The organism is Proteiniphilum sp. UBA5463 (assembly GCF_002427225.1).
GTDB classification, from domain to species: Bacteria; Bacteroidota; Bacteroidia; order Bacteroidales; family Dysgonomonadaceae; genus Proteiniphilum; species Proteiniphilum propionicum.
Map to the genome: position 1 here is coordinate 44,892 of NZ_DIQL01000035.1, position 26,402 is coordinate 71,293.

Annotated in this window: 25 protein-coding genes, 1 tRNA gene and 2 pseudogenes; 9 read left to right on the forward strand and 19 right to left on the reverse strand. The window is 40.8% G+C overall.

Translation table 11 applies throughout. The annotated features are described in order from the left end of the window. The first annotated feature begins 2 nt into the window (after window positions 1-2). Window positions 3-1,262: a DUF4959 domain-containing protein gene (locus tag B3B27_RS05685; protein ID WP_238868588.1), complete on the forward strand. Its 1,260-nt coding sequence runs from the start codon at window positions 3-5 to the stop codon at window positions 1,260-1,262. An 87-nt stretch (window positions 1,263-1,349) separates the two neighbouring features. Further along, window positions 1,350-1,994 carry a DUF4998 domain-containing protein gene (locus B3B27_RS05690; protein WP_286847032.1) on the forward strand — a complete coding sequence of 215 codons (645 nt, stop codon included), beginning with the start codon at window positions 1,350-1,352 and terminating at the stop codon, window positions 1,992-1,994. A gap of 245 nt (window positions 1,995-2,239) precedes the next feature. Here the strand turns inward: B3B27_RS05690 and B3B27_RS05695 are convergent, their stop codons facing one another. The 4 genes from B3B27_RS05695 to B3B27_RS05710 are packed head-to-tail and all read right to left on the reverse strand — an operon-like array spanning window position 2,240 to window position 6,489. Then, the gene (locus B3B27_RS05695) at window positions 2,240-3,652 is read right to left on the reverse strand and encodes a TolC family protein (protein WP_286845689.1); all 1,413 of its coding nucleotides are present in this window, start codon (window positions 3,650-3,652) and stop codon (window positions 2,240-2,242) included. Between the two features lie 14 nt (window positions 3,653-3,666). Beyond that, window positions 3,667-4,803: an ABC transporter permease gene (locus tag B3B27_RS05700; RefSeq protein WP_238868591.1), complete on the reverse strand. Its 1,137-nt coding sequence runs from the start codon at window positions 4,801-4,803 to the stop codon at window positions 3,667-3,669. Window positions 4,804-4,809: 6 nt separating this feature from the next. After that, entirely contained in the window at window positions 4,810-5,739 is a 930-nt protein-coding gene (locus tag B3B27_RS05705) for an HlyD family secretion protein (RefSeq protein WP_238868592.1), read from the reverse strand. Between the two features lie 57 nt (window positions 5,740-5,796). Further along, window positions 5,797-6,489: an ABC transporter ATP-binding protein gene (locus B3B27_RS05710; RefSeq protein WP_238868593.1), complete on the reverse strand. Its 693-nt coding sequence runs from the start codon at window positions 6,487-6,489 to the stop codon at window positions 5,797-5,799. A 104-nt stretch (window positions 6,490-6,593) separates the two neighbouring features. On the opposite strand from B3B27_RS05710, the gene B3B27_RS05715 reads away from it, so the two are divergent. Continuing rightward, on the forward strand, window positions 6,594-7,217 hold the full coding sequence (locus tag B3B27_RS05715; RefSeq protein ID WP_238868594.1) for a MarR family winged helix-turn-helix transcriptional regulator: 624 nt from the start codon (window positions 6,594-6,596) through the stop codon (window positions 7,215-7,217). A gap of 111 nt (window positions 7,218-7,328) precedes the next feature. Here B3B27_RS05715 and mnmD read toward each other — a convergent pair whose 3' ends face one another. Beyond that, complete coding sequence (gene mnmD / locus B3B27_RS05720; protein WP_238868595.1) at window positions 7,329-7,994, reverse strand: tRNA (5-methylaminomethyl-2-thiouridine)(34)-methyltransferase MnmD; 666 nt, start codon at window positions 7,992-7,994, stop codon at window positions 7,329-7,331. A gap of 210 nt (window positions 7,995-8,204) precedes the next feature. Here mnmD and B3B27_RS05725 point away from each other — a divergent pair, with 210 nt between their 5' ends. Then, the gene (locus tag B3B27_RS05725) at window positions 8,205-9,092 is read left to right on the forward strand and encodes a metal ABC transporter solute-binding protein, Zn/Mn family (RefSeq protein ID WP_238868596.1); all 888 of its coding nucleotides are present in this window, start codon (window positions 8,205-8,207) and stop codon (window positions 9,090-9,092) included. A gap of 73 nt (window positions 9,093-9,165) precedes the next feature. Beyond that, a pseudogene (locus B3B27_RS05730) lies at window positions 9,166-9,876 on the forward strand (metal ABC transporter ATP-binding protein); the annotation flags it as partial. 31 nt (window positions 9,877-9,907) lie between these two features. On the opposite strand, the gene B3B27_RS05735 reads toward B3B27_RS05730, so the two are convergent. The 8 genes from B3B27_RS05735 to B3B27_RS05770 form a co-directional block, all read right to left on the reverse strand. Continuing rightward, a complete protein-coding gene (locus B3B27_RS05735) occupies window positions 9,908-10,909 on the reverse strand; it encodes an aspartate-semialdehyde dehydrogenase (protein WP_238868598.1) in 1,002 nt (333 codons plus the stop codon). A 55-nt stretch (window positions 10,910-10,964) separates the two neighbouring features. Beyond that, complete coding sequence (locus B3B27_RS05740; RefSeq protein WP_238868599.1) at window positions 10,965-11,438, reverse strand: T9SS type A sorting domain-containing protein; 474 nt, start codon at window positions 11,436-11,438, stop codon at window positions 10,965-10,967. Between the two features lie 81 nt (window positions 11,439-11,519). Continuing rightward, window positions 11,520-12,434: a ribonuclease Z gene (locus B3B27_RS05745; protein WP_238868600.1), complete on the reverse strand. Its 915-nt coding sequence runs from the start codon at window positions 12,432-12,434 to the stop codon at window positions 11,520-11,522. A 1-nt stretch (window position 12,435) separates the two neighbouring features. After that, window positions 12,436-13,017, reverse strand: coding sequence for a 7-carboxy-7-deazaguanine synthase QueE (locus tag B3B27_RS05750; protein WP_238868601.1), 582 nt, complete (start codon window positions 13,015-13,017; stop codon window positions 12,436-12,438). Continuing rightward, window positions 12,998-13,363 carry a 6-pyruvoyl trahydropterin synthase family protein gene (locus B3B27_RS05755; RefSeq protein WP_238868602.1) on the reverse strand — a complete coding sequence of 122 codons (366 nt, stop codon included), beginning with the start codon at window positions 13,361-13,363 and terminating at the stop codon, window positions 12,998-13,000. The genes B3B27_RS05750 and B3B27_RS05755 overlap by 20 nt, the downstream gene beginning before the upstream one ends. Window positions 13,364-13,496: 133 nt before the next feature. Beyond that, entirely contained in the window at window positions 13,497-14,621 is a 1,125-nt protein-coding gene (locus B3B27_RS05760; RefSeq protein ID WP_238868603.1) for an endonuclease/exonuclease/phosphatase family protein, read from the reverse strand. Further along, on the reverse strand, window positions 14,605-15,492 hold the full coding sequence (locus B3B27_RS05765) for a rhomboid family protein (RefSeq protein WP_238868604.1): 888 nt from the start codon (window positions 15,490-15,492) through the stop codon (window positions 14,605-14,607). Before B3B27_RS05765 ends, B3B27_RS05760 begins: the two co-directional genes overlap by 17 nt. After that, a complete protein-coding gene (locus B3B27_RS05770) occupies window positions 15,476-16,153 on the reverse strand; it encodes a rhomboid family intramembrane serine protease (protein ID WP_238868605.1) in 678 nt (225 codons plus the stop codon). The genes B3B27_RS05765 and B3B27_RS05770 overlap by 17 nt, the downstream gene beginning before the upstream one ends. Before the next feature lie 205 nt (window positions 16,154-16,358). Here B3B27_RS05770 and B3B27_RS05775 point away from each other — a divergent pair, with 205 nt between their 5' ends. Next, entirely contained in the window at window positions 16,359-16,625 is a 267-nt protein-coding gene (locus B3B27_RS05775) for an HU family DNA-binding protein (protein ID WP_238868606.1), read from the forward strand. Between the two features lie 292 nt (window positions 16,626-16,917). After that, window positions 16,918-16,990: transfer RNA gene (locus B3B27_RS05780), tRNA-Lys, on the forward strand. Between the two features lie 507 nt (window positions 16,991-17,497). On the opposite strand, the gene B3B27_RS05785 is transcribed toward B3B27_RS05780, so the two are convergent. The 6 genes and pseudogenes from B3B27_RS05785 to B3B27_RS11830 form a co-directional block, all read right to left on the reverse strand. Beyond that, window positions 17,498-18,280: an acyltransferase gene (locus tag B3B27_RS05785; protein ID WP_238868667.1), complete on the reverse strand. Its 783-nt coding sequence runs from the start codon at window positions 18,278-18,280 to the stop codon at window positions 17,498-17,500. Between the two features lie 11 nt (window positions 18,281-18,291). Next, window positions 18,292-19,803, reverse strand: coding sequence for a class I adenylate-forming enzyme family protein (locus tag B3B27_RS05790; RefSeq protein WP_238868668.1), 1,512 nt, complete (start codon window positions 19,801-19,803; stop codon window positions 18,292-18,294). A gap of 24 nt (window positions 19,804-19,827) precedes the next feature. Beyond that, a complete protein-coding gene (gene nadE, locus B3B27_RS05795) occupies window positions 19,828-20,811 on the reverse strand; it encodes an NAD(+) synthase (RefSeq protein WP_238868669.1) in 984 nt (327 codons plus the stop codon). 23 nt (window positions 20,812-20,834) lie between these two features. Then, a complete protein-coding gene (asnB, locus tag B3B27_RS05800) occupies window positions 20,835-22,814 on the reverse strand; it encodes an asparagine synthase (glutamine-hydrolyzing) (RefSeq protein ID WP_256448723.1) in 1,980 nt (659 codons plus the stop codon). A 45-nt stretch (window positions 22,815-22,859) separates the two neighbouring features. After that, on the reverse strand, window positions 22,860-23,120 hold the full coding sequence (locus B3B27_RS05805) for an acyl carrier protein (RefSeq protein WP_238868671.1): 261 nt from the start codon (window positions 23,118-23,120) through the stop codon (window positions 22,860-22,862). Window positions 23,121-23,576: 456 nt separating this feature from the next. Continuing rightward, window positions 23,577-24,088: pseudogene (locus tag B3B27_RS11830) on the reverse strand (alpha-L-fucosidase); the annotation flags it as partial. A 133-nt stretch (window positions 24,089-24,221) separates the two neighbouring features. Here B3B27_RS11830 and B3B27_RS05815 point away from each other — a divergent pair. Both B3B27_RS05815 and B3B27_RS05820 read left to right on the forward strand, forming a co-directional pair. Next, on the forward strand, window positions 24,222-24,515 hold the full coding sequence (locus B3B27_RS05815) for a DUF721 domain-containing protein (RefSeq protein ID WP_238868672.1): 294 nt from the start codon (window positions 24,222-24,224) through the stop codon (window positions 24,513-24,515). 46 nt (window positions 24,516-24,561) lie between these two features. Next, on the forward strand, window positions 24,562-26,220 hold the full coding sequence (locus B3B27_RS05820) for a hypothetical protein (protein ID WP_238868673.1): 1,659 nt from the start codon (window positions 24,562-24,564) through the stop codon (window positions 26,218-26,220). Window positions 26,221-26,402: the final 182 nt, after the last annotated feature.

The window sequence follows — 26,402 nt, forward strand, 5'->3', positions numbered from 1 at the left end:
ATATGAAAATAAAAATTTTATCATTAATATTCACACTTCTTTGTATATTCATCTATTCCTGTACAAATGAAGATGATCTTAAAGTGCCAATAAAGGTTGACACTAATCCCCCTGCCGCACTTACTGCTGCAGATGTAAGTTACCGTCCAATCGCAGGTGGTGCTGTTATTAAATATTCACTACCTGATGAGAAGGATTTACGTTGTGTTGAAGCTCAATATACCATTACAAGTGGCAAAAAATTCACTGTTAGAGGATCATTCTTGTCCGACTCTTTAATAGTGGAAGGTTATCGCGATACTAACGCACATGACATTAAATTATATGTAGTAGATAATTCAGAAAATTATTCTGAGCCATATACATTGTCTTTCGTGCCTAACCAATCGCCATTGGACGCAGTTCTAGAATCATTAACTGTATACCCCGACTTTGGCGGTATGCAAATAACTTGGGATAATGTAGACCAAAGTACTATTGCATTGTTTATTTACAGAATAGAGTCTCCTGATACAATATTGATAGATCAATTCTACTCTAAAAACGCAAAAGGTGAATTAACCATACGTGGTGAAAAGAGTAAAAAGACCGAATACTTAGTACAAATCAGAGACCGTTGGAATAACTATACTGATATGAACAATTTTACCATTACCCCTCTTTATGAAAAAGAACTCGACTATACTAAATTGACTATCCCAGGTTCTGAGTATTTTATCAATATCAGTAATCCAAGTGGTATGGGAAAATGGTGGGATGACCAAAAATCTGCTCCAGGATGGGGTGACATTTTCTGGCCGGCAGGCGATAAACCATTGCCACATGTTTCTACAGTGAAATTTCCAACTCCTACCACATTGTCACGCATTGTATTATGGCAATATGCATGGGGCGCTACCAACTATTCACACTTCTATTATGGTGCTAATGTTCGTGTATTGGAACTTTACGGTTCAACGGAAGTCAATCCATCAACTGAAGATCCTGTTAATAATCCTTCATGGAAGTATATTATGACTTGCGAAATTAAAATGCCTTCGGGAGGTTGGGTAAATAATGCTTCTATGACAGAGGAAGACTTTGATGTTGCCAAGAATCGAGGACACGAATTTGTGCTACCATTAAGTGAGGTCCCAGTAAAATACACCTATTTGCGATTCAGAGTAACCACTACTTTTGACGGTGCTAATTCAGGTGGTTTGCTTTCCGAGGTTAATCTTTTTGGTGACGACCGCCTTGAAGGTGAGGAAGATGAAGATTAAGGTTGAAAAGAAACCAATTAATTTCTAAATAATATTTAATTGATCAGAAATATGAAAAACTATATATTAGTTCTAATATCGATATTAATGATTACATCATGCGATAGTTACTTGGATAAACATCAAGTATACTTGGAAGATGGTGAAACGGTTTACCTTCAAAAGGTAGATTCGGTATCAATTTGCCCCGGCAATAAACGAGCAGAATTTAAACTATTCTATTCGAATGGTAATAAATTGAACCATACAATTCTTTACTGGAATAATGGTGCTAATTCAATAACATTCGATTGTGAAGGCTTGAAGGCTGGTAAAGACTCTTTAATTATTATCCATGAAATGGAAGAAGGAAATTACAGTTTTGAGATTGTAAACGTTAATAAATATGATCAACGTTCGCTCAAAGTTCCAGCATTTTCCTCTATCTATGGAGATGTTTATGCTAGTGGATTAACGAATAGAGTTATAAAAAAAGTTTCCAAAATCAACCAAGATCAGGGAGTAAAGATAGAATGGCATGTACCACCAAGTAATTATAATAAGCTTGAAGTAAAGTATATCTCGCCTGAAGACAATTCTGTAAAAATTGTTACAGTAGAAAATTCCGATAATGTAGTTATTAATGAAATACCTAAAGGCAAAGTAATTAAATATAGAACATTCTATAAACCAGAGGAGTTAGCTATTGATCTGTTTCCTGCCGAATGGAGTAATGATATTGTAATTCCATAAAAGCATGTTCATATACACTGTTGCTGTCCAGTAAAAAGGGCATAACAAATCATTGCGAAACTGACCCCAAGAGTCAGTTTCGCTTTGTTTTTTGTCTCAATTAAGTCGGTAAGCCCAATGTGTAAAAGTTTAGACTTGAGCTGATTGTGGGCATCTTTTAATTTATGGATTTGAGTTTTCTTCAGACATAGCTGCCCAGAATGGGAAATTGGTAAGAGAAGATAGGCATATAGGCTTTGCTATCTTTATCTGTTTTTTACTGTTATTATGCTGGAGAACAGATTGTAGGCTGCCTGTAGATAATTTTGCCTGGACTGTTGAATCTTAAGTTGCTCACTGAGCAGGTCGGTTTGCTGTATATACCCTTTGTCGAACTGTAACTGAACTGCTTTTGAATTTTGTTGACTCATCTCCCAATTTTCGCGACTAAGGCGATAGCTCTCTTTTCTTACCTGCAGAAGCGAGAGTTCATTGAGTAGCTCTTTCTCCCTGTTGTTTCTAATGTCACGCAGGTTCTCCGCCTCTATCTGCTTTTGTAGTCGTAAGCGGGAAACCTCACTCGATGTGGTGAGTGACTGTGTAACCGGTACTTTCAGGGAAACGCCGATATAGCTGTTCCCCCTCCAGTATTTGTTGTTGAAAAACGATGGTTCGTTGTTGTAGTAGCTGGAACCGTAATAGCCGTTAATGGTTAGGGTGGGGGCATATTTCCATGAGGCCGTTTTCAGCCTTAGTATTGCCAGATTCACCACCTCCTGCTGTCGTAGCTCCTCAAGGTTGTTCAATGCAGGAGTGTAGGATGAATTTTCTTCAATATTCTTCAGCAAAGCAGTAATATCTTCTTTTAAGTTGAGTGATGCAATGTTTTCGAGTGTTACTTCCATGCCCATCAGGTAAAGTAGTTCCGCTTTTCGCTCCCCGGCAATCTTTTCAGCTTCCAGGAGGTTGGCAATCGATTCATTGTAGATTCTATTTGCATCGTTTTTCACCGCAAGTGTAATTCTCTCTTTCATATAGAGCTGATTTGCATTGTTCAACAGGCCGGCATAATAGACTGTATCCTTCAAAAGCAGAAGCTTCTGCTCTTCTGCAATTACGCATTCAGCATAGGCGAGAGCAAGCCTCTCCTTGAAATCATCAATTGAAATCTGTGCTTCATACTCCTGAATTCTTAACTGTTGCTTCTGTTGTGCAACTCGATGTAACTTTTCAGGATTGAACAGGTCGTACTTTAGGTTAACACCTGCAGAGGAGTTCCATTTCGTGTTAAACTGCAGGTACATAATCTCACTCTCCGGTGATGAGGGATTGAAAGCATGTGCAGGTACCGGGGTTGCCGGAATTATAAGGTTGCGTCTCAATTCTCCTGACAGATAAATGTCGGGGATGTGTTCCAGGCGGCTTTCTTTAACCTGAATAGTTACATCTTCCAGCTTCAGCTTCTCTACACTCAGTATGGGTGAATGACCCAGTGCATAGTCCATAGCTCTGTCAAGCGTAAGCGATTCAGAAATTGGTTTTTGTGACAAAGCTTCTCTTGGGGGATTTTGTTCAACAACTTTCTTTGAATGCTCGTGTGACACAGCTTCCTTTGCGGGTAATTGTGCAACAGAAGCAGCCGATAGAATGAATATTGCTATGAGTGTAATTTTTTTCATAGGAAAAATAAATTTTAACGAAACACCGATGATGGTTCCACTTTTTTTAGTTTATTGATCGAAAAATATGAACTGCCCACTGAAATGAGTAATGTCACTGATAAGAGGAAGATGAGAAAGGGAGGTGTCAGGCCGATAATCAGCCCGGCTTTTGCCATACCCGCTTTGGTGATAATTAGCAATAACAGGGAAACGGTGAACCCAACTACGGCGTAGATAACCGATTGGGATATAACGAGTAGGCTTATATAATGGCCCGATGCCCCTATAGCTTTCAGTGTTCCGTAATCTTTTATCCGATCGTAGGTGGCAGAATACATAGTGAGCCCGATAATGAAGAAACCGCTGATGATACCGAAAATTATAAGAGTTCCGAAACTCATACCCATATTGTTTGCCGTCATTACATTTACAATTGTAGTTTTACTGAGCATATCGGAGCGCCATGCCTTAAGGTCGGGTGCAATATGGTTGATCTGTGAAATAACCGGCTCAATTTTGTCAGGGTCTTTTACTGTGACAATGATTCCGCTGACCATAAAACCTGATAATCCGGAATAGAACCGTGCTTTTGATGTGGTTGTATAGATTAGCGGAGTAGAAAATCCTTTAGCACTTTTTGTTGTTACACCAATAGTGGCCGTTTTTCCGTTGATTTCAAATTGAGTACCCTGCTGAAGGTCAAAACCGAATGTTCTGTTGTCGTAATAATCGGAAGATACCATATCGGGAAAAGAAAGGTTATGTATGTCGCCAGACAGGAGCAGTCCAGGATGAGGACCTGCTGCCATGGCAGGATAATCACTGCCTATTATCATTGCCGGTGCATCATTGCCGTTGGGGAGCTTGACCGATACGTTCGCAACAATAAAGCCATGGGTCTCATCCACCCCTTCAACGCTCCTTAGCTGATTCACCCATCTTATATCGAAAGGAGAGAGCTGATTCACGTTATTGGTCTGTCTCTTTACTACAAAAATCTGTGCATAGTCGGAATTTGAATTACCTACAATGCCGCCGATAAGATTTGCAAGGTAAAAGAACATGCCCAACTCCACTCCAATCAGGTAGATACTGATGACTATAGCAGTGAGGATACCCAGGCTTTTGGATTTTTCAAATCGTACAAATTTATAGGCTGTCGAGATCATGGTCGGTTAATTTAGATGGACTGTACATTCCACTTTTGTATCGATAAGTAGATCTTTTCGCATACTGTGCAGAGATACTTCTATCTCACGTATGCGACGGTCTTCCAACTCATTGCCGCTGTCTGAGAAGAGAGATTTTCGCTTCAGGTAGGGTGAGATGTGCAGGATTTCTCCCAAAGCCGTAACGGCAGAGTCCCCCGGCAGATTTATTGTACAGTGCATTCCCAAAGCCAGATCACGTGCATATAACTCATCTATCTCAGCCATCACAATGAGCGGCGCATCGGGTGCGATGCGTCCGTAAGTCTCATATAGGCTTAGCGCTTCACCAGCACGGGGTGTGATATCAAGCAGAATCCCGTCGAACGGTGCCTGGAACCGGGTACGGGCCAGATCTTTTATCCGTGAAGATCGCTGTATGGTTATTTCTTTGAGTTGTGCCTGTTGTTCACGGTAGTCGTTTTCCATTTTTTTCAACAGTTCGCAACCCTTATCATATTCATTCTGCAATTTGCGTACATCCTCTCCGGTAGCGGCTCCTGCCTCCAGCAGCTCACGGGCATCGGTCAGCAGGCGAAGTTTTTCGACCAGTGAAATCCTCTCATGTTCCAAAGCTGCAGCTGCTGAACCCACGGCATTTTGCTGAGAGATGATACGGGTGTCGCTCTCTTTTACCGAAAGCATTTCGTCTGTCATATCCAGTAGGAGCAACAGATCTCCCTCCTTTACCGTGTCACCTGGTTTGGCACACACCTTTGTTACAATTCCCGAAGCGGGGGAGGCTAGCTCGCTGACTCCTCCATGGGGAGTGATCTTTCCTATTCCCACTATACGTGAAGGGGATGACAGTGTTACGGTAACCTGCCGATCTTTTTGATTACTGCAGGCTGAGGTGATCACCAGTGATATCAAAAGCAATAAAAAATCTTTTTTCATTTATATATGGTTTACTTTTTTTATTTAAATCATATGTTTGAAATCTGAATCTTCGATTTAAAAATCCTCTTCCGAACCGCTGTCGACTATTTTTCCTTCAGAGACATATATTGTACGGTCTGCATATTTTTTTAACCTCATGTCGTGAGTTACAATGATTACCGCCCTGTTATCACGGGATAGATTACTCAACATATCCATCACCTGTTTTGCACTTTGGTGATCGAGAGAGGCAGTAGGCTCGTCGCACAATATTAATCTGGGGTCGGTGATAAGTGAACGGGCAATTGCAATGCGTTGCTGTTGTCCTCCACTCAGGTTGCGCGGAAGATTGTTTTTCCGGTCTTCCATGTCGAAGGTGCGTATCAGTTCAAGTGCTCTTTTCTTTGCCTCTTTCCGGCTTTTACCCTGCAAGATTAGCGGATGCATGATGTTCTCCAAAGCATTTAGTGGTGCTAGCAGGTTAAAGCCCTGAAATACGAAGCCTATATGATTCAGTCTTAATGAGCCCAGGGCTCTTTCCGAAAGCTCGTTTACACAGGTGTCGCCCACCCACACCTTGCCCATGGTGGGATAGATCACGCAGCCCAGCAACGATAAAAGTGTTGTCTTGCCGGAGCCTGAAGGGCCTACTATAAGCGTTACCTCACCTTTGTTGAATGCAATTGTAGAGGGGTGAAGCGCAACAATAGTAGTATCTCCTGTTTTATACTCTTTCCCGGCATCAGAAAGTCGTGCCGCAATATTCATATTCAATTGTTTTTACAGCAAAGTAATACATTTACGGACTAAATAGCAAATAAATTTGTATAATATTTATATAAATAGTACATTTACGTCTATAATTGTATTATATGAGGACAAAAAAAATATTATTGGGAATTATTGATGAACTGGAAAAGTTTGAGAATACGCTCTCGAATGATGATACACCGGAAATTGACGATTTTATACTATATTTATGTAGCAAAAATGTTGATCTTCGAACTTCAGCCGAAGTCCAGATAGCTCAACAGATTAGCCTGTTGCACCGCTATTCCAAATTTTATGTAAAAAAATTGCTGAAAAATTCTCTATTGCAGACGATGGATGAATATACCTATCTGATTTCGCTCTTGAATTGTGAAAGCCTCTCCAAAACGGAGTTAAACAACATGAATGCAATGGAGAAGACATCTGGTAATGAAGTTATAAACCGGCTGCTTAGAAAAGAGCTGATAGATCAACGTCGTGATGAGGCTGACAGACGGAGTATGCGTGTTTTTATTACCGGAAAGGGACGAAATGAGCTTATTACTATCTTCCCTGATTTGAAAAAAAGTGCTTTTTTATTGTCTTATCCTCTTTCGCCGAAACAAAAAGGACTGTTTGCCGGTATACAGAAAGAGCTCTGCTCTTTTCATCAACGAATATTCATGAGTGGCAAAGAAAAGAGTTTGGATGAGATTGTAGCAGAGCTTGACAGCGCCTCTGATTAGAAGACAGCAGGGGAATACAGAAATGTTCTTTTTTGTAAAAATAGCTTACCATGTTAACAAGGCTTCTGATTAGAAGGCAACAGGGAATACCTGTTTTGTCAGGGATCATTTTTATTTTACAGCTCTTATTATCTCCCGTTTTCCAGGAGGCCCCGGAAGGCGCTCCACAAAAAAACCGGATACTTGAAGCATTCTCCTGACAGACCCCTTAGCGCAATAGGTGGTGAGTACAGCTCCGCAGTTGCTGAGTGAATAGAGGGTGTCGAAAATTTCCTGTGTCCACATTTCTGGCTGCTTCTCAGGTGCGAAGGCATCGTAATAGATCACGTCAAATGTTTGATGTGGCCGAAAATCCGGGAGTTCTTGAACATCAATCAGAAGTTTATTAAGTGTAAAGTCTGGGGTTATTTCTGTTGGGGTATTCCAAGGCGAATTGTGTAGACTTATAAACACTTCATTTTGGGTTGGGGCCAGAATCCTGCTGTAGTTTAATTTCTCAGCATTTATAACCGGGAGTGGGTAGAGCTCAAAAGTTGTGTAATTTACCTTTCTGTTCTTTTTTTCGCTGTCCAGGAGAGTCATGAAAGCATTCAGGCCCGTGCCGAACCCAATTTCCAGGAGGTTGACCGTCTGCTTATCGCAATAATTGAGCCCGGCATTGATGTATATATGGCCCGACTCCTGAATGGCACCGTGCGTGGAGTGGTAATGTTCATTCAGTTCAGGCACAAACAGTGTGTGCGATCCATCTTTAGTTGTTTCAATAATGGCCTTCATATATTTATCTGACAAACAAAATTAGGAAATCTTTGTTTACTATTTCATCCTCGGGTGAATTTTTTTAATTTTGTATTTAAATGGCCTGAAGTCGTGTGTTACTTAATACATATTGGCAGATTGAGGTTTTGCTAAAATTATTTTTAGTTCTGCAGGATAAGAAAAACAGGCAATCAGGTGATTTACACTACAAAGAAATAATTTAATCGGATGAATAAATATCTTTGCATTATTTTGATTTTTACGCTTGCTCAGGCATGTAACTCAGCTTCTAAAAGAGGTGAAGCTGATAATAAAAGGGTGTTGACTGTTACTATTGAACCCCAGCGTTACTTTCTTGATCAGATTGTTGGTGACGCGTTTACCATTAATACACTGGTCCCACCCGGAACAAGTCCCGAGACATATGAACCTGCACCATCGGTTATGATTGAGATGGGGAAAAGCATTCTCTATTTTAAGGTGGGAAATCTGGGGTTTGAAAATGCGTGGACGGCACGCTTATCCAGCAACAACCCAGATGTGGGTATTGTGGATTGTTCTGCCGGAATAGAATTAATGGGCGGGCATGATCATAGCCACTCAGATGAGGATAGCCATTTGCACGGCGCCATGGATCCCCACGTGTGGTCATCACCAAGGGCTGTGAAGATTTTTACAGGGAACATGTTAGATGCTATTGTAAATGTTGATACTGAGAACGAAGAGCTGTATCTCTCCAAATTTGAAAAACTATCTGATAAAATTGACAGGACAGACAGCCTTATTCGTAACCTGTTACAGCATACGCCTTCCCGGTCGTTTATCATATACCATCCCGCACTGGGCTATTTCGCAAAGGATTACGGCCTTCGTCAATACAGTGTTGAGTTCGAAGGTAAGAGCCCCTCTCCCTCGCAGATTAAGGATCTGATAGACATTGCAAGGAGGGAGAAGATAAACACAATTTTTATTCAACGTGGCTTTGATATTAAAAATGCTGAGGTGATTGCAAAAGAGATCAACGCAAAAGTATTTGAGATTGACCCGTTGAAGTATGAGTGGGATGAGGAACTGCTTCGTATTGCATCTATCTTAGCACGTGAAACCGATGAATAAACTGATAGAAATATCGAATCTTACGGTTGGCTATGATAACAAACCGAAAGTACTGACGGATGTGTCAGTTACTATTTACGGTGGCGACTTCCTTGGTATTATCGGCCCAAATGGCGGTGGAAAGACTACACTGTTGAAAGCGATACTGGGATTATTAAAGCCATATTCGGGAACAATCAGTTTCTTTGAAAACGGGAAAAAGGTACCTTCTATTAATATGGGCTATCTGCCTCAGATAAACCAGATTGATAAGAAATTTCCTATCTCTGTGTCGGAAGTGATCTTGTCGGGACTGACTCCCCCGAAGCACCTTTTAAGTAGATTCAGGCTGGAAGAGAGGCAGAGCGTGAGAAGGGTGGCCGAACGTCTTGGTATAGACCATCTTTTAAAACGTGCCATAGGAGAGCTGTCTGGTGGCCAGCTGCAGCGTGTGTTGCTTGGAAGGGCAATAATTGACAATCCGAAACTGATTATTCTGGATGAGCCCAGTACTTACGTGGATAAATTTTTTGAAAGTAATTTTTACAAGCTTTTAGGTGAAATAAATAAAGATATTGCCATTGTGCTGGTATCGCACGATGTGGGAACTATACTCTCTCTCGTGAAAAATATCGCCTGCGTGAACCAGGGGCTACATTATCATCCGGGTACAGATATATCGCAGGAGTGGCTTGCAGGTGCCTATGAGTCCTGTCCTATAGAAATACTTGGGCACGGCACGCTCCCGCACAGGGTGCTTATGAATCATGACCATGTGGAAAATGATTTGCATTCCAACGATTAGATAACTGGCCTAAATGAAAAATTTCAACTCTCTAACTATGTTTGATAAGATACTCCGCTATCTGCACGGCATTTAGCGCTGCTCCCTTTCTTATCTGGTCTGAAACGCTCCAGAAGCTTAATCCTTTTTCATTGGTTAGATCCTTGCGGATGCGTCCAACATAAACTGGGTCTTTACCTGTAAGGCCCAGCGGCATTGGATATTCCTTGTTTGCCGGATTGTCGATAACTACAATACCGTCGGCATTGTTGAATGCCTCCAGTGCTTCATCAACAGACACAGTACGTTCGGTTTCAATCCAAATAGCCTCGGAATGCGCACGCATTACCGGTACACGGACACAGGTAGCGCTTACTTCTATGTCAGAATGCATGATCTTTCGGGTTTCGTTGTACATCTTCATCTCCTCTTTTGTATAGCCGTTTTCGGTGAAAACGTCTATCTGAGGGATCAGATTGTAGGCCAGCTGATAAGCAAATTTGGATACTGTTGGCTCTTCACCGTTCACCAGCTGTTTGTGCTGATTTTCCAGTTCCTGCATGGCGGCAGCTCCCGCACCCGATGCAGCCTGATAGGTAGCTACATGCACTTTTTTGATGTGGGCTATCTTTTCAATTGCCTGTAAAGATACTACTAACTGAGCGGTAGTACAGTTTGGGTTGGCTATGATGCCCAAGGGGTGGTTCAAAGCATCCTCTCCGTTCACCTCAGGAACAACAAGAGGCACTTCGTCATGCATGCGGAAAGCGCTGGAGTTGTCAATCATAATGGTTCCGTGTCTGGTGATGGTTCCGGCAAATTCAAGAGAGGTGCCTCCGCCTGCAGTGACAAATGCTATATCAACTCCTTTGAAGTCGTCGTTGTGCTTCAATTCTTTTACTTTAATAGATTTGCCTTTGAAAGTATATGATGTACCGGCACTTCTTGAAGAACCGAATAATATCAACTCGTCCAGGGGGAAGTTTCTTTCTTCCAACACTCGGAGCAGCTCCTGGCCTACAGCTCCACTAGTGCCTACAATAGCTGTCTTCATTTTAGTAGTTATTTAAAAAATGGAATTGCAAAGATATAAAAAAGAGGGTAAGGAATTATTTTATTGCCACTTTCTTTGTGATTTTACCGATTTTTATTATATAATACCCTCTTGGAAGGGCTAGTGTATATTCATTTGTACCAGCGTTTATACGCCTGTTGTAAACTTTTACACCCATTATGTTAAATATCTCCAGCAGGCTGTTTTCTGGAAGATTTTCTATTTTTAAACGGTTTTCAACCAGCTTGATTATTGTTTCATCCTGTGACTCTTCCTTTTCATTAAGTCGGTTTAGATTCTCTTTTTGGGCATTACCTGTGATATTCCAGCCGGAGTTATTCTTTTGTGCCTCAGTTATAACAATCTTACCGCTATCTTCTTTTATTGGCTTCTTATGGATAAAACGGCGGGTATTGTCTTTTCGTGATTCCATCTCTGCAGCCCAATTCGAGCTCTCCTGTGCATCTAAAGTGAAAACAGGCCAGCAAATTAGATATGTCGCCATTATTATGGAACCGATTATCTTCATAGAGTGATGTTTGCTCACAAAATTAGAGAAAATATGTGAACAAACCAGTCGATCCCGGAACAATACTGCATTCGTCTTCCTTTATATTTCAAAAATTTTTCCTTCAATGGCAAGTTCAGTGTTGGGGAATACTGTAATAGCTTCTTTCAAAAGTATCCCAAGCTCGTTGTATCGGGACGAGTAATGTCCTATGATCAGTTTTTTTACATTTGAGGCCTTGGCAATTTCGGCAGCCTGACGTGCGGTGGAGTGGAAGGTTTCCCCGGCCCGGACAAGTTCACTTTCGGCAAATGTTGCCTCGTGGTAAAGCAAATCAACATTCTCGATGTAGGGAATTATCTCCGGACTGTAAGCTGTATCGGAGCAGTAGGCATACTTTCGTGACGGAGTGCCGGGGTTGGTGAGCAGCTCGTTTTTTACCAACGTTCCATCTGGTGTAACAAAATCAGCTCCCTCTTTAATATCTCTTATCTGGCTGACAGGGATGGAATAGAAATCTATCATTTCACGAATGATATGCCTTGGCGACTCCTTTACTTCAAAAATAAAGCCGTTGGTGTGAATACGGTGTTTCAGCGGGAAAGAAAAAACACGAATAGACCTGTTTTCGAAAATCTGTTCATGGCTATCGGGATTCAGGGGTATAATGTTAATCTTAAATGACAGGTGTCTTCCCATATATAGCAGGAAAGGGTTTAACAAAAAATCGATCTCTTTGTGGGCATATATATTCAGATCGCCTGTCCTGCCCAGCATGCTGAGTGTTGAGAGCAATCCTGGAAGCCCGAATATATGGTCACCGTGAAGGTGTGAGATGAAAACGCTGTGAAGCTTGCTCATTCGTGTTTTGAACTTCCGCATTTGAAGCTGCGTCCCTTCGCCACAATCAACCATGAAAAGCTTTTCATTCACATCTATAAGTTGTGAGGGAGGGTTATGCAGAGTTGTGGGCATAGCCGATCCGCAGCCCAATATGGTTAAATGGAAATTTGTCATATCAGGGTATACCGATAAGCTTATGCGTTTGAAGACTCAATGCCCATAAAGGGTTTTCCTTAATGAGTGATATGCAATAATCCACATTCTCCTTAATGATGTTGTTATTATCGAAGACTGGACTCAGCAGATATCTATCTGTTTTGGGGAGAATAGATATATCGGGTAATGGATCCCCCTTTTTGATGGGGAAACGCAATTCATCAACCTCGGGAATAAGATCTCTGATTTTCTCGAAATTTTGTTTTGGGCTGCATGAAATATAATCGATCCCGGCAGGCACCTTTTTTGTTCCGTTGGTCTCTATCGCCTGTAAGTATCCTTTTTCCTTAAAGAAGGCAACAACATCATCCGTAAGTTGCAGTGTGGGCTCACCTCCGGTCCAGATGATCCATCTGCATCCATATTTTCCTATTGTGCTCAGTACCTCTTCAGGTGACATTTTTATTCCCTGCTCAAACTCAGTGTCACAGAAGCTACAATTCAGATTGCATTTAGCCAGTCGGATAAAGATAGATGCTTGTCCGGCCCGGCCGCCCTCTCCCTGGAGCGAGTAGAATATTTCATTTACTGTCAGGTTCATAGATTGCTGATGTTTTAGGCGTCTCACTTACCTCAACAGCGTATAGTTCAGGTATCCGTGGTTTGAAAACCTCGTAGAGCATTTTTGCCAGATTTTCTGCAGACGAGTTGAGCGGTGAAAGTATATCGTTGAGATTCCGGTGATCTAATGTTTTATTAATGTACTCTTTCACGATTTTCAGTTCGTTATAATCCCTTACAAAGCCTTGCTCATTCAGATCTTTTGAACGGAGATGAATGGTAACAACATAGTTGTGCCCGTGAACACGGCTGCAGGGGTGATCGTCGCGCAAGCCAAACAGTGAGTGTGCTGCCGAGAAAGAAAATTTTTTACTTATCTTATACATTGAAATTTCAGATTTTTATCTTTTTACTGCCACTGGCATTAATTAGGGCGTTTCCTTTCTATGGTTATGTCAGGGCGACTTGTTACAATATTACCTTTTTACTTTTCCGCCTTCTCAGAAACATCTTTCATAGTCAGTTTTTTAATCTTAAGTGAGTCCTGAGAGGATAGTGATCAGAATATTTAATTTTATCAACCTTTGTGGCGTAGGCATATATATTTGTACTGTGCAAAATATAATCTATACGAAAGAGGAATAAATCCTCATGATAAGTGATACCCGGTCCAAAAGCGGTGGAGACGTAAGCATCTTTCAAACCCTTCTTCATCTGACTGTATGCATACGAAATGGGAGTATCGTTAAAATCACCGCAGATGATAGTCCCCCGGGCATCCTGTGCATCGATTAACCGTTTCACCTTTTCTACTTGATTCACTCGCATTCTGTAAGCTCCGCCCAGTTTCGCCCTGATGTTAGTGGTTACCTGTTCCAGTTTCACCGAATCGGAGTTCTGAAGGAAATCGCTGTAAAGTTTTTTATCTTCATCTTTAATGCTGTTTGATTCCAGGTGCACATTGGCAACGGCATATCTCGCTCCGTCAATATTAATAGTATATATAGCAGCCCCGTTGTAAGAGGACTCAAATACTACCTCTTGGGTTTTCTCTATCGGGTATTTTGAGAAACATGCCAGCCCGAAGATATGATATTTCCCGGAAGATTCCAAACCTGTAACCGAACGATAGGGGTATTTATTTAGTATACGATTCACGTCGCGTTGCGAGAAAATGGACTGTCCCGTTTTGCTTACCAGGTACTCCTGCAGACAAACTATGTCGGCGTCGGTGCTGGAGATATAATCCAAGATTGGGTGGTCAGTTGTATTCTTGTTTCTCTCTTCAGGAAATCCCTGCACATTATATGTAAGAACCTTAATTGTATTCTCAGGGACTTTAGGAGATTTAATATTCAAGGGGAAAAATGTAGTTACAGGCTTATGGCATAGCATAATGGCTGCCAGGGAAACAAAAGCTAGCTTCCATTTCGAGAAAATGATCCAAAATGCAAGGTATCCGGCATTTAAAAAAAATATAATTCCGAATCCCAGCCCTATGTAAGAGAATAGGTTTGTTTTCAGTGGAGAAATATTCCATGAGAGGAATGAGCTGAAAAGCAAGATTATAGCTACCACGTTAGTGGCAAAAATAATCCACTTTACAACCTCTTTGAATGTTGGCTTTTTATTTCTTGCTGGCATTGAAAAGTTTCTTTTTTTCCTCGGCGGAAAGACTACTGTATCCCGATTGTTTCAACTTATCTAAAATTGCATCTATTTCTTCCTGTTCGGTATGTTTGCGCTTATTGTATTCCCAATCGGTTTCGCGACGGGAACTTTTTACTCTTAAAGTACTCCCCCTCTTCCGTGGTTTGAACAGGTCTACAAACAGGTCGATTATCCTGCCCATCCAGTGTGTTATATCTTTCCCTTTTTTGTACTGAATGGCAAAAATATACCCGGACAATGCTCCGCCTATATGTGCTACATGTCCACCGGGATTGGTAGGACTGCCCAGTGAAATGAAATCAAGTACAAACGCAAAGACAGCAATATATATAATCTTCACCGGCCCAAGAAAAAGAAGATTAACCTGAACGTCGGGACGATAAAAAGCGGTGCCCATAACAATTGCCATCACTGCCGCCGATGCTCCAATCATCCATCCCCTGCCCATGTCAAGGTAATATGGAATTGTATTAAAGGCTGCTACATAGAGCAAGGCGCCCGCCAGTCCTCCCAGCACATACAGGCTGCCTAATGTCCTTCCGGAGAAATACTGCTGGAAAATATGACCGAACCAGTATAACCATAGCATATTAAACAGGAGATGAAGAAACCCTTCATGAACGAACATATAGGTTATGGGTGTCCAGAACCTGTTTAGCAGTAAAGGTATATGAGATGGTATTCCCAGAAACGTAATAAGGTCTATGGCGTAAACATTGAATAATGTAAAAACCACGTGGAATATTTTTATAACTACAAAAACAAGAACGTTGATGAAGATCAGCCTTGTCATCACACTACCTGTTTTGTATTTATATTTCAGCGTATCAATAAAATCTGCCATGTCTCTTGTCCGTTTTTCTCCAATATAATATCATGAAAATTCCGAAAAGCATTCCTCCCAGATGGGCAAAATGAGCAACATTGTCGCCACTGCGGTTGGCTACACCAAAGAATAGCTCCAGCAGGCCGTAACCGATAACAAACCACTTGGCTTTTATGGGAAATGGAAAAGGGATAATAAAAAGCTGAGCATTTGGGAATAGCATACCGAATGCAAGCAGAATACCGAAAACGGCTCCCGATGCACCTACAGTAACACTATTCACCAGTGAAAACATCTCCTGTGGTAATATTGCCTGAATCCGAAAGTAAATGATCAGCATCTGAACTAGTCCTGCACCAATTCCTGTAACCAGGTAGTAAGCGATGAACCGCCTTGAACCCCACACTTGTTCCAGTGTTCGTCCAAACATGAAGACTGCAAACATGTTGAAGAATACATGCGAGAAAGAATAGGGATCGTGCAGGAACATATAGGTGACAAGCTGATAGATACGGAAATGTTCCGAACCAATAAAATGTAGCCCGAACTTATTTGAGAGGTCTATACCTGTTCTTTGCAACAACACAAACTGAGCCAACCATACGATTCCGTTTATGATAATGATGTTTTTAGTAACTACAGGAAGTATTCCTGCAAAGCTATTTCTTGAATTATTCATCTTAGTAAAATACTGTTGTGGCGCAAAAATACGTATTATTTTGTTTGAATTGTGGTTTTTTACCTCACAAAAGATGTTTTTTTATTAAAATCAAATACTTTTTACCTATTTTCTTGATTGTTTTCGATTTATAACTTATATTTGACGCCAAAATAAGGCTCAGCCTTGATTTAAAGTATGTTTAATTTTTTTATTTACGTTTTTTATGAACAAATCAGAACTAATTAGCGCTATCGCTGAAAAATCAGGCCTTAGCAAAGTGGATTCCAAGAAAGCATTGGATGCAACACTTGAAACAATTTCTGAAGAAGTAAAAGCAGGTGGAAAAGTTGTATTGGTTGGATTTGGTACATTCTCGGTTTCGGAAAGAAGCGCCAGAAAAGGTATCAATCCTCGTACGAAAAAACCAATCGACATTCCGGCAAAGAAGACAGCCAAATTTAAAGCGGGCTCAGAACTGTCAAATCTCTGATAACTTGCAAGTGGAATAAAAGAGGAGCAAATTGTATAAGTTTGTTCCTTTTTTGATTTATGGTACCTGTTAATCAATAATTCCATATTTGAACTCTGATCTATTTTTTCTTCGCCGCTACATAATTGTTATGAATTTACCTTCTCTGCTTCGCGTAACGTAAAAATTGCTCGTTTAGGAATAATACAATCTTGATTGGATTATGCTCATCCGGCTTAACAAAATAGTCAATTTCTTGCTGCATATTGCTTTTAAAATAAAAAAAATCTGTACCTTTGTGCCTCTTAAAAATGACTCCGTAGCTCAGTTGGTAGAGCAATTGACTCTTAATCAATGGGTCGAGGGTTCGAGCCCCTCCGGGGTCACTAAAAAATCAAGCACTTATCGATTCAAATCGGTAGGTGCTTTTTTTCATGTCATACATAGGTCATAATATGTCAATTCCACATCTTTGGATACTATTTCAAGGGTTCTCTGTTGGACCTATAAAGGCGTAACTCCGGTATTTTCCGAAGTTGATCCGGCGTTGTATATGCCCACTACCCTCACTGTATAGAACATTGACTGTAGATAGTGTGGCAAACAGATCTGACTTACCGGGGATATTTGAATGTAATAGATGTTCTGTGGAACTTGTAGCTGTTTGACAATTTTGAAATAGTCAATCTGCTTATATTTGAACATTCATTATTTTATAGTGCAACAATGCTTTAAGCTGATAAATTTCTTTACATTTGCCAGAGTTGGAATCCTCATATTTGATCAATGAACCCTTTTTTACGCAGGTATAGCATCAGAATGTACTGCTGATAGAAGGCCTGCCACTGATTGTCCACTACAAGGGATTTGATGAATGTTGACTGAAAGTATGTTCAAAGTGAATACATTTTTCCCTCTTCTGTTTTTGTCCACTCATCAAACCCTATTCCACTCCACGGCAGGTTCCTATCAAAATTATAGGGCCACGGATAATGTGGTCTTTTGTTTTCATTGGACCACAAATGAGTTACTTTCCCAATTCGTATCGCAGGGTTGCCTGCATGAAACTCAAAATCGGGTACATTTTTGTTTATAAGAGATTTGGCCCCTATCAGACAGTGTTTTCCGATGGTCAATCCTGGTAATATGATTGAGCCAGATGCAATTTGAGAAAAATTGTCGACAGTTGTACCAACCAGGTGATTGGAAGGAGGTAAAGGATCATTCGTGAAAACTACCATGGGATAGATGAAGACGAAACTTCCAAACATGCACTTGCTCCCTATTTGCACATGACTGTTTAAACGACAATAGTCGCCAAATTTCACATCTCCTTGCACATCGCTGAATGTCCCCACCGAACAGTGTTTCCCAAATATTGATTTTTCTCTGATGGAAACCATGTTCCCGGTGGCAAAGTATTCTCCAAACAGGCTACCCGAATAGATAATTGATCCGCTCCTGATAAGTGAATGTGCCCCGATCTGTGTTTTGGGATTTGTATAGTTGTCATCTTTGTAGTAGCGGGCATCCGGTTCACCAATAATACAATTATCCCCTATGATGGTATGATCCATAATCTCTACATGATCGTGAATAATTGCATTTCTCCCTATCTGCACATTATATCCAATAATTGCAGATTTACTTATCGCAATGTTTCTTTTTGTCCTCATCGTCATTTAATTTATGGAGTTTGATCCCCTTGGAAAGGATGTGATGGATGTGACTTTTTTTTACCAATCGCATTGAGATCAAACATCAATGAAAACTCAATTATTTTTGGCATTTTATTACTGGAAAGTTTTTGATTGCACAACATCGAAATTTTATTTTTCAACTCCTCTTGATCGCAGCCTTCATTTACAACAACCTTTGCTTTTATTGCTTCCCCCAGTAATTCATCCTCAATAGCCGTTACCGTGCAGTCAATAACTTCAGGAATTGTTGTGATTACCTCTTCAATCTCTTTGGGGCTGATGCGATACCCCCCTATTTTCAGGATTCCTTTCTTGCGGTCAGTCAGAAATAAAAACCCATCTTCGTCAAAATAACCCAAATCACCTGTGTATAGCCATCCATTTTTCAACGTTTCGCTTGTGCCAACCGGATCGTTAAAATAACCTTTCATGATGTTCTCTCCTTTCACAATTATTTCGCCAACTTCTCCAACCTTAGTTGATTGACCATCTTCGTTCACGATATCCAAGGTAACCCCGGGTATGGGATTGCCGACGGATCCGATTTTTAATTTTAGCAATGCTGGGGGTAGGTAGGTCAATCTTGCTGTTGCTTCCGTTTGCCCGTACATCACATAAAAGTCAATGGCAGGGAAAGCATTGACAAACTCTTCAATAAAAGCTTCATGAAGTTTTCCCCCTGCTTGAGTAACATACCGCAAATGAGCGAATCTTGTGTTTTTAAAAGTGAGTGATTTTCTCAATAACAGTTGAAAATGACTCGGAACGCCGGCAAAACCGGTTAATCGATACTTTACAAGGTTATCTATTACAGATCCCAGTAATGCAAAATTATTATGCAACAGAATGGCTGCACCCACTTTAAGATGGGTATGTAGAATGGATAAACCATAACAATAGTAGAGTGGAAGAACCAACAAGATGGAATCATCCGACCTCAGTTTTAAATAGGAGAGAATTGATTCCGTGTTGGCCCGAAGGTTCCTATGAGTCAGCATTACCCCTTTGGGAGCTCCCGTAGATCCGGAAGTGAACAAGATATCAGCTAATCTGTTTTCATTAAACAAACTATTTTGCGAAAGTTCCGTTCTGCTGTTTCCATTGCGCTCCTTCTGGGATTGTATGATCTCATCCAGCTTCGATTCATTGAATAATTCACTTCTGAATGTATGATTTTTCATTGATTGATCAGACGCAAACGAATATTTGCACTGGGTTAGACTTTCGATGTAACTCAGGTTTTCCTGCTCTATCGATGGATTCAATGGCACGCAAACATTTCCCGATTTGATGATAGCCAGGTAGCAGGTGATGAAAAATAGTGAGTTCTGACTGATTAAAATAATCTTGTTATCCTCGCCTAATCGATCAGAAAGATAGTCTGCCAGAGTCAAACTTCTCCAATAAAGCTCTTTGAAGGAAATTTTTTCTCCTTCATTCAAAATGAATTTTTTATCCATTTCTTTACCCTCACTGAACAGATAATCGAAAAGATTCATTGCAATGAAAAATTGATTATGAATTCAAAAGTATATTGTCTTGGATCTTAAATATTCGGTTGTCTTTCTTTTTCTCTGCAAGTTTGCAATAATACTGCCTGCCTCTTCCTCAGTTTTGCCTACCGAATCTGCAATTTCCTTTACAGTGTAATGATTCTCCGTACCATACATAATTAAATCCAAAGTCTCGTAGGGCATTTGAAAAAAAAATTCTTCCTGCGTTTGTTCCGCGCTGTATGTGTCGGTAGTGGGAGTTCTGTCAATTACTTCCTTTGGTATACCCAGGTATTTAGCCAGTTGATACACTTGCGTTTTGTAAAGATGGGTAATTGGCATCACATCTGCACCTCCATCTCCATATTTGACAAAAAAACCTTGCTCAAATTCTTGTTTGTTGTGTGTGCCAATCACGGCATAGTAAAGGCTCTCTGCGTAATAATAAAGCATAGACATCCTTGCACGCTGCTTAAAATTAGACGATGCAACAATTTGCAAGTAATCTTTCCTGGAGAGAATTTTCCTCTTTACTTCACCATTTGGGGTGACTATTGTTACAGAAAAGAGAGGGGGAATATTCCTTTCAGCAGATTGGTTGATGACGATTTTCGACTTGTCAGCCAGTGGATTGAACTCTGGAATAGCGTTTGAAATAGCTCTATTGCGACGTGCATAGCAGTTAAACCCCTTTAGGGCATCAGTTATGTTTTCAACAACCGCCTCTACTCCAAATTGTATTGCCAGTCGCCTGGCCATCTGTTCGCTTTCAGAGCTTGACTCTGATTCCGGCAATATTAGCCCTAGCACATTTTCAGGACCAAATGCCCTTACAGATAAAGCCAGTGTTGTTGATGAATCAATGCCTCCGCTAATTCCCACAACTGCACCCTTGCGATTAAATCGGTGAACCACAGTGTCATGCAGTTTCTTTACTATAGCATTGCACGCACTCTCAATGTCTTCAATATATAAAAGATCATGAGACAATTTTTTTTTCAGCTTTTTTCCCATTCATCTCATTATTTATATTGATGTTATCTGGAATAAACAACCCTGTCCAACTTTACAAGCTCCGATTCTATTAATGTTGGAACTGATTTTTCAACAAAACAGGAATTCAAAATCTGAGTCGACAAAATAGCAGTGAATGCCATACCATCAATTTCAGTTATGTGATGCATCAATTCCATCTTATCAAGAAGTAACTTCACCCTTCCATAGTCGAAAATGCCGATAGATTGTATCTTTTCTTTAGAAAGAAGTTCCTGTAGGTAGTCTGGCAGGTATTCTGAACGGAAAGAAGATGCAACGGGTGCTCTGTAAGGTTGCTTTTGTCTGGCAATAATTTTTTCAGGCACCCTGTTTCTCATCATCTTTTTCAAAAGATATTTCTCTTGCAACCCTTTCAGTTTGTAAGAGGGTCTCAACTTCATACAAAATTCAATTACACGGTGATCCATGAAAGGATATCGCCCATCAACAGAGTGAGCCATGGCCATGCGTTCACCTTGTGAAGACAATAGATACCCTGAAGTGAAAATGGTTGCTTCAAGCCATTGGGCACGTGACAAAAGATCGACTCCTTTCAGTTTTGACTTCAATTTATCTGAGAGCTCATCTACAGGGTGATAATCATTAGTCTCAGCTTTTATATCGGATGAAAAAAAACTCCTGATACGTGATGTATTGTTCCACCGCAACAAATGTGAGTAGATGGGGGAAGATGTTTCACTTAATTTGTATCCGAAAAACATCTTCAGCGCCATCTCGTTTGTATCTCCCATCTGCGACATATAGGGATAGAGACTTTTAAGCAACAAGTATCTGTACTTCGATGTGGGTTCTTTCGACCAAAACTCTCTTATCACCGCCTCCTTGTAAATATTGTAACCCCCCAATATTTCATCAGACCCTTCCCCGGTAAATACTATTTCGATATTACTATTTTTCACTAGTTTAGAGAGTAAAAATATGGGTACGGGAGCGCTGCGTAACAGTGTGGTTTCAGCATGCCATACCACCTCTTTAAAATTAGCAGCAATATCTTCATCGTTGCAGGCCAGTCTGTGGCGATTCGTTCTAAAGAATTCGGCTGCTATATCTTGATATGCTGACTCATCGAATTTTGGGTTGCTAAAGCCAATGGAGAAGGTATTGAGGTCCAGATCAGGGTGAATCTTTTTTATGTAGGAAATAATCACTGAAGAATCTAATCCTCCGCTTAGATAGGCACCATATGGTTGGGCAGGCTCTGTTCTGATGGATACAGCATCGCACATCAGCTCATCAAATTGATCCATAGACTCTGCCAGGCTAAGTCCGGAGTATTCTTCCGGCAAATAAACGGGATATTCCCAATAAGATTCAATTTTCAATCCTTCACGATTTATTGTGAGGTAGTGCCCGGGAGAAAGTTCAGAAACTCCTTCAAAAATTGTATCAGGAGTTATGGTTGTCCAGAATGTTGCAATCTGTGAGAGAGACCTGCCTGAAATCTTTCGAGTAACCTGTGGATATTCAAATAGAGCTTTTATTTCAGATGCGAAAACCAATCCGCCGGGTATCAAGCTGTAGTATATCGGGCATATACCCACTCTGTCGCGGGCAAGAGTCAGCTCTTCTTTCGCTACATTCAAGATGGAAAAGGCAAATTGACCGTTGATCATATTCAGGCATTTTATCCCAAAATGTTCATACAAACGAAGAACTAGTTCAGCATCTCCATCTGATTTGACATGACACCTCCTCTTGACCAGTATTGATTTTAATTCTGAACGATTAAACACCGATCCACTCCATACAATCCATAACGATTCCTCTTCATTTGAAAATGGCGATTCCTGTCCCTGCATAACATTTGAAGTGTTCTGCCCTTCACCCAATCCAACACAACCTGATACATATACGCCTATATGCCCTGATCCCCTGTGCTTTATCCGTGTAAGCATACGTCTTAAAACAGCCAAAGAATCAACAGTCCCACTTTTAGAAAAAAATCCAACCAATCCAGACATTTTTCTCAATGTTAGTGAAATACCTTAACCTATACACATTGATTTTTATTCTTTTTGCTCCAATTTCTTGAGGACAAATGCCGATATATTGTTGATGGATTTGAAATTGTCATCCACCAGATCACTATCTTCAACCTCAATATGAAATTCATCTTTCAAAAAGTCAATTAAAAAAAGAAAACCCATAGAATCCAGTAAACCGTTCTCAAATATTAATGTATCCTCTTGAACAGTATTGCTTTGATAAAATGATTCTCTTGCTATATACTGCTTCACTGTGGTAGTAATGTCAGTTTTGTTAAACATCTTAATTAATATTTTGTGATTTTAATAATAAAACAGCAAATAAGCGATTAAGTTTAATATTTTAAAAGTTTAACACAATTGCTGAAGTTTAACAATGGTCTTCTGAGACTACAAATTAACGTTAAATATGCTGAAATTCCTAATTTGCGGAACATCTATTTGCTGCTCAATGGTAAGCCGTGCACGGCTTACCTCTACAGGTTCAAAGGCCTGAATACGCTTATACCCCACCGATTCACCTTCGCAAAGCGTTTTCCAACCACGTCTTGTCAGGCCTTCCACTTTGTATTTACGAATGCGTTCACCTTTGGCTATATTTTCTTGAACAATTATCTGATTAGCGAATTGGCATTTATCTAAACTGAGGTTAATTATTTTGCCAGTTCCGGCAGTTGATTTCAACGGATGTGCGGTTAATTCCTCCACACGAGCACCAAATTCTTCCAAACGCTTCACGTCGCCTTCGGCTTTGAAGTTATGAATTCCGAAAAGTGAATTCCAGCGGATACCGATGTAGATTCCGGGTTGGATGTCGTATTTACGACACGATTTCACAAAATCGCTCACGATATCGCCTTTGCCATCGCTCCATTTCAGGGCTTTCATGCTGTACGGATTTACATCGCTTTGATAAATGGCGAATCCTGTTTCGTGCGTGGCGGTAATCACAGCGAATTTGGCACCCATTGCTTTTGCAGCGCGAATCCATTGATCGGTATCTAATTCCTCCGGGTTGAATATGTTGTAATCTTCAACCGGCGCGATACGGTTGCGGTCTGATTGTATTTTTTACCGTCGAAAACGTGCAGGTCGTAATGAAAAATCACGCCCAATCCGGCTTCGTGCCATTTGAGTTGGTGTGGTGCAGGCACAGGAAAACTTTTTGAGTTTTTAGTCAGAGGTTGGGCAATGCCGTTTTGCAGTGTAAGGAAAGTGATAATTAGTAATGTGAATGATATTGTTGTCATTATTGGATTGAGGGTAATGAATTTGGCCAGATTTTTATCTCCGATACCAACCGGGGGTCGTTCGATAAAATACTGGAACGGATCAACAACAGCCACCACATCTATTGGGTGAAAGACGGGGAGATAACAGAGTATGCTTAAAAAAAACGCCCAACCCATAGCCAACATCCTTTCGGAATTCTTCGATGAAAATCCCGGATTGAAGACATCGGTGGCCGAACATCGCGCCGTCTCGGCGTGGCGGGAACTGTTGGGCGAAGGGGTTTCGCACTACACCAAAAACGTCTATTTCCGGCGAAACGTCCTGCACGTGCAGCTTACTTCATCGGTGTTGCGCGCCGAGCTGATCCTGAACAAACAGACCCTGATGGATAAACTAAACGAGCACGTCGGAATGGAAATTGTGAAGGATATTGTTTTTCGTTAAAATTTTGCTATTTTTGCGGTAACCACATCCCTAAGCGGAAGCCGTTATGTTAAAAAAAGCAGCCATATTGCTTGCCTTATTGTTGATCCTGGCTTTGTGCCGCCGTGATCACAACCGGTCAATATATGCCCGGCTACAACAATGGGATTCCTTACTGGAAGAACACCCCGAGGCCATACACGACAGTTTGCTTCAATTAAACCCTAAAGAACTCTCCCGCGCCAACCGGGCATATTACGGCTTGTTGAAAACTATTGCCGACGACAAAAGGTTTGTGCAGTTCACCTCCGATTCGCTGATAAACGCCGTGCACCGCCATTACCACCATAACGGTAAGCGGAGCGAAAATCACATCCGTGCACTCACGTATTTATCCATTGTGCGACACCGGATGGGAGTTGCGGACAGCACTGTCTTTACTCCCTTGAAAGAGGCGGAACAGTTATATTTAAAACAAAAACGGTCCAATCCCAGCACCGGATATATGCTCTATTATCATCTGGGTGATTTATTATCGAACAACAATGATTTCAGCTCAGCCTACAACTATTTCAATAAAGCGTTGCAAACGGCAAAACAAGAAAGAGATTCAATTCACGTTTTTGACACATATCTGGCGTTGTTTTGGAATGAAATGGAGCAAGAAAATTACCAAGAAGGTAAAGTGTATTTAGATTCTGCGCAAATTTCTGCCGATGAATCGCCCGATGTTTTATATAAATTGCACAATGCTCAAGCTACTTATTTTGGTACTCAGAACATTAATGACAAAAAATTGGAATACACCAAAAAACGTTTTAATTTGATTCCTTATCTGAAAGAAACTCCTCAGTTGTTTCGCCTCTACTACTCTCTTTCCGATGCTTACACCGGTAACGGGCAAGCTGACAGTTCCATGTATTATGCAAAACTTGCCATTGAACATATTACGGATTCTGCTTACAAACTTAACTATTTATTGTATGATAATGTTGCCGATATAGCTGAGAGGCAAAATAACCTGCGGCTGGCATTGGAGTACCGCCAAAAAGCGTTCGAGGCCTACGAGAAAAGCATCGATACCCGGCTCGATACCCAAATACAGGAATTGGAAAAGCGCTACAACCTTGCCGAAGCAGAGAACAAAGCCCTGAAGGCGCAAAAACGGGGCAGGATATTTACAAGCGTCTCGTTATCGCTTCTTTTACTTTTGGCCGCGGTCATATTCGACTGGAACCGCCGTAGAAAAATAGCCCTGCTCGAAAAAAACAATGCCCGAAGCAAACTGCGATTGGCTCGGCAACAAGCGTCCGAAAACCGCCGCATGATAAATATTGTGCTGCCTTACCTGAAGTTGCACAACAGTTTACAGCAAGAACTGCTTACTTTTTCAAACAAAATACGGGCAAAAGACAACGACACGGCCGATAAATACGAGCAAATATTAAAAGACAACCGTCAACTTTTCGATAAAACCACTCAGCAACTTTTTACTGACGAGTTGTTGGCAGAAACGCTGAAAACCGCCAATGGGCTGGAACTATTAAATGAAACCGACCGCATACTGCTCTTTATGCTGGCCATTGGAGCCGGAAACGAGCACATTGTGGCGTTACTTAACACCACTCCGGCCAACCTGAAATCGAAAAAATCGTACCTGAAAAAGAAAATACACGTCAATGCCTCCGCGTTTGACAACCCCGAATTTATGTTGTCGCTTTTCTGACCCTGTCGTTTACCACAATAATTCCGGTAAGAATATTTTTCAAACACAACTGTATATCAACATAATACATTGTTTTCAGGGTAAGAATCGCACCGGACTATTGCTCCCCCCCCCTTATAATCCAAACTTTTTTCCCCCAAATAAAAAAAAAAAAAAAAAAAAAAAAAAAATCAAAAAAAAAA

Bases quoted from the DNA above. Each gene is read 5' to 3' on its own strand.
- B3B27_RS05760 (WP_238868603.1), bottom strand. From the start codon at position 14,621: ATGCCAGCAAGAAATAAAAAGCCAACATTCAAAGAGGTTGTAAAGTGG.
- mnmD (WP_238868595.1), bottom strand. From the start codon at position 7,994: ATGAAGGCCATTATTGAAACAACTAAAGATGGATCGCACACACTGTTT.
- B3B27_RS05765 (WP_238868604.1), bottom strand. From the start codon at position 15,492: ATGGCAGATTTTATTGATACGCTGAAATATAAATACAAAACAGGTAGT.
- B3B27_RS05750 (WP_238868601.1), bottom strand. From the start codon at position 13,017: ATGAACCTGACAGTAAATGAAATATTCTACTCGCTCCAGGGAGAGGGC.
- asnB (WP_256448723.1), bottom strand. From the start codon at position 22,814: ATGTCTGGATTGGTTGGATTTTTTTCTAAAAGTGGGACTGTTGATTCT.
- B3B27_RS05685 (WP_238868588.1), top strand. From the start codon at position 3: ATGAAAATAAAAATTTTATCATTAATATTCACACTTCTTTGTATATTC.
- nadE (WP_238868669.1), bottom strand. From the start codon at position 20,811: ATGGGAAAAAAGCTGAAAAAAAAATTGTCTCATGATCTTTTATATATT.
- B3B27_RS05775 (WP_238868606.1), top strand. From the start codon at position 16,359: ATGAACAAATCAGAACTAATTAGCGCTATCGCTGAAAAATCAGGCCTT.
- B3B27_RS05740 (WP_238868599.1), bottom strand. From the start codon at position 11,438: ATGAAGATAATCGGTTCCATAATAATGGCGACATATCTAATTTGCTGG.
- B3B27_RS05755 (WP_238868602.1), bottom strand. From the start codon at position 13,363: ATGTATAAGATAAGTAAAAAATTTTCTTTCTCGGCAGCACACTCACTG.
- B3B27_RS05700 (WP_238868591.1), bottom strand. From the start codon at position 4,803: ATGATCTCGACAGCCTATAAATTTGTACGATTTGAAAAATCCAAAAGC.
- B3B27_RS05785 (WP_238868667.1), bottom strand. From the start codon at position 18,280: ATGAGGACAAAAAGAAACATTGCGATAAGTAAATCTGCAATTATTGGA.
- B3B27_RS05770 (WP_238868605.1), bottom strand. From the start codon at position 16,153: ATGAATAATTCAAGAAATAGCTTTGCAGGAATACTTCCTGTAGTTACT.
- B3B27_RS05710 (WP_238868593.1), bottom strand. From the start codon at position 6,489: ATGAATATTGCGGCACGACTTTCTGATGCCGGGAAAGAGTATAAAACA.
- B3B27_RS05690 (WP_286847032.1), top strand. From the start codon at position 1,350: ATGATTACATCATGCGATAGTTACTTGGATAAACATCAAGTATACTTG.
- B3B27_RS05745 (WP_238868600.1), bottom strand. From the start codon at position 12,434: ATGACAAATTTCCATTTAACCATATTGGGCTGCGGATCGGCTATGCCC.
- B3B27_RS05695 (WP_286845689.1), bottom strand. From the start codon at position 3,652: ATGAAAAAAATTACACTCATAGCAATATTCATTCTATCGGCTGCTTCT.
- B3B27_RS05725 (WP_238868596.1), top strand. From the start codon at position 8,205: ATGAATAAATATCTTTGCATTATTTTGATTTTTACGCTTGCTCAGGCA.
- B3B27_RS05790 (WP_238868668.1), bottom strand. From the start codon at position 19,803: ATGAATCTTTTCGATTATCTGTTCAGTGAGGGTAAAGAAATGGATAAA.
- B3B27_RS05815 (WP_238868672.1), top strand. From the start codon at position 24,222: ATGCTTAAAAAAAACGCCCAACCCATAGCCAACATCCTTTCGGAATTC.
- B3B27_RS05705 (WP_238868592.1), bottom strand. From the start codon at position 5,739: ATGAAAAAAGATTTTTTATTGCTTTTGATATCACTGGTGATCACCTCA.
- B3B27_RS05735 (WP_238868598.1), bottom strand. From the start codon at position 10,909: ATGAAGACAGCTATTGTAGGCACTAGTGGAGCTGTAGGCCAGGAGCTG.
- B3B27_RS05805 (WP_238868671.1), bottom strand. From the start codon at position 23,120: ATGTTTAACAAAACTGACATTACTACCACAGTGAAGCAGTATATAGCA.
- B3B27_RS05820 (WP_238868673.1), top strand. From the start codon at position 24,562: ATGTTAAAAAAAGCAGCCATATTGCTTGCCTTATTGTTGATCCTGGCT.
- B3B27_RS05715 (WP_238868594.1), top strand. From the start codon at position 6,594: ATGAGGACAAAAAAAATATTATTGGGAATTATTGATGAACTGGAAAAG.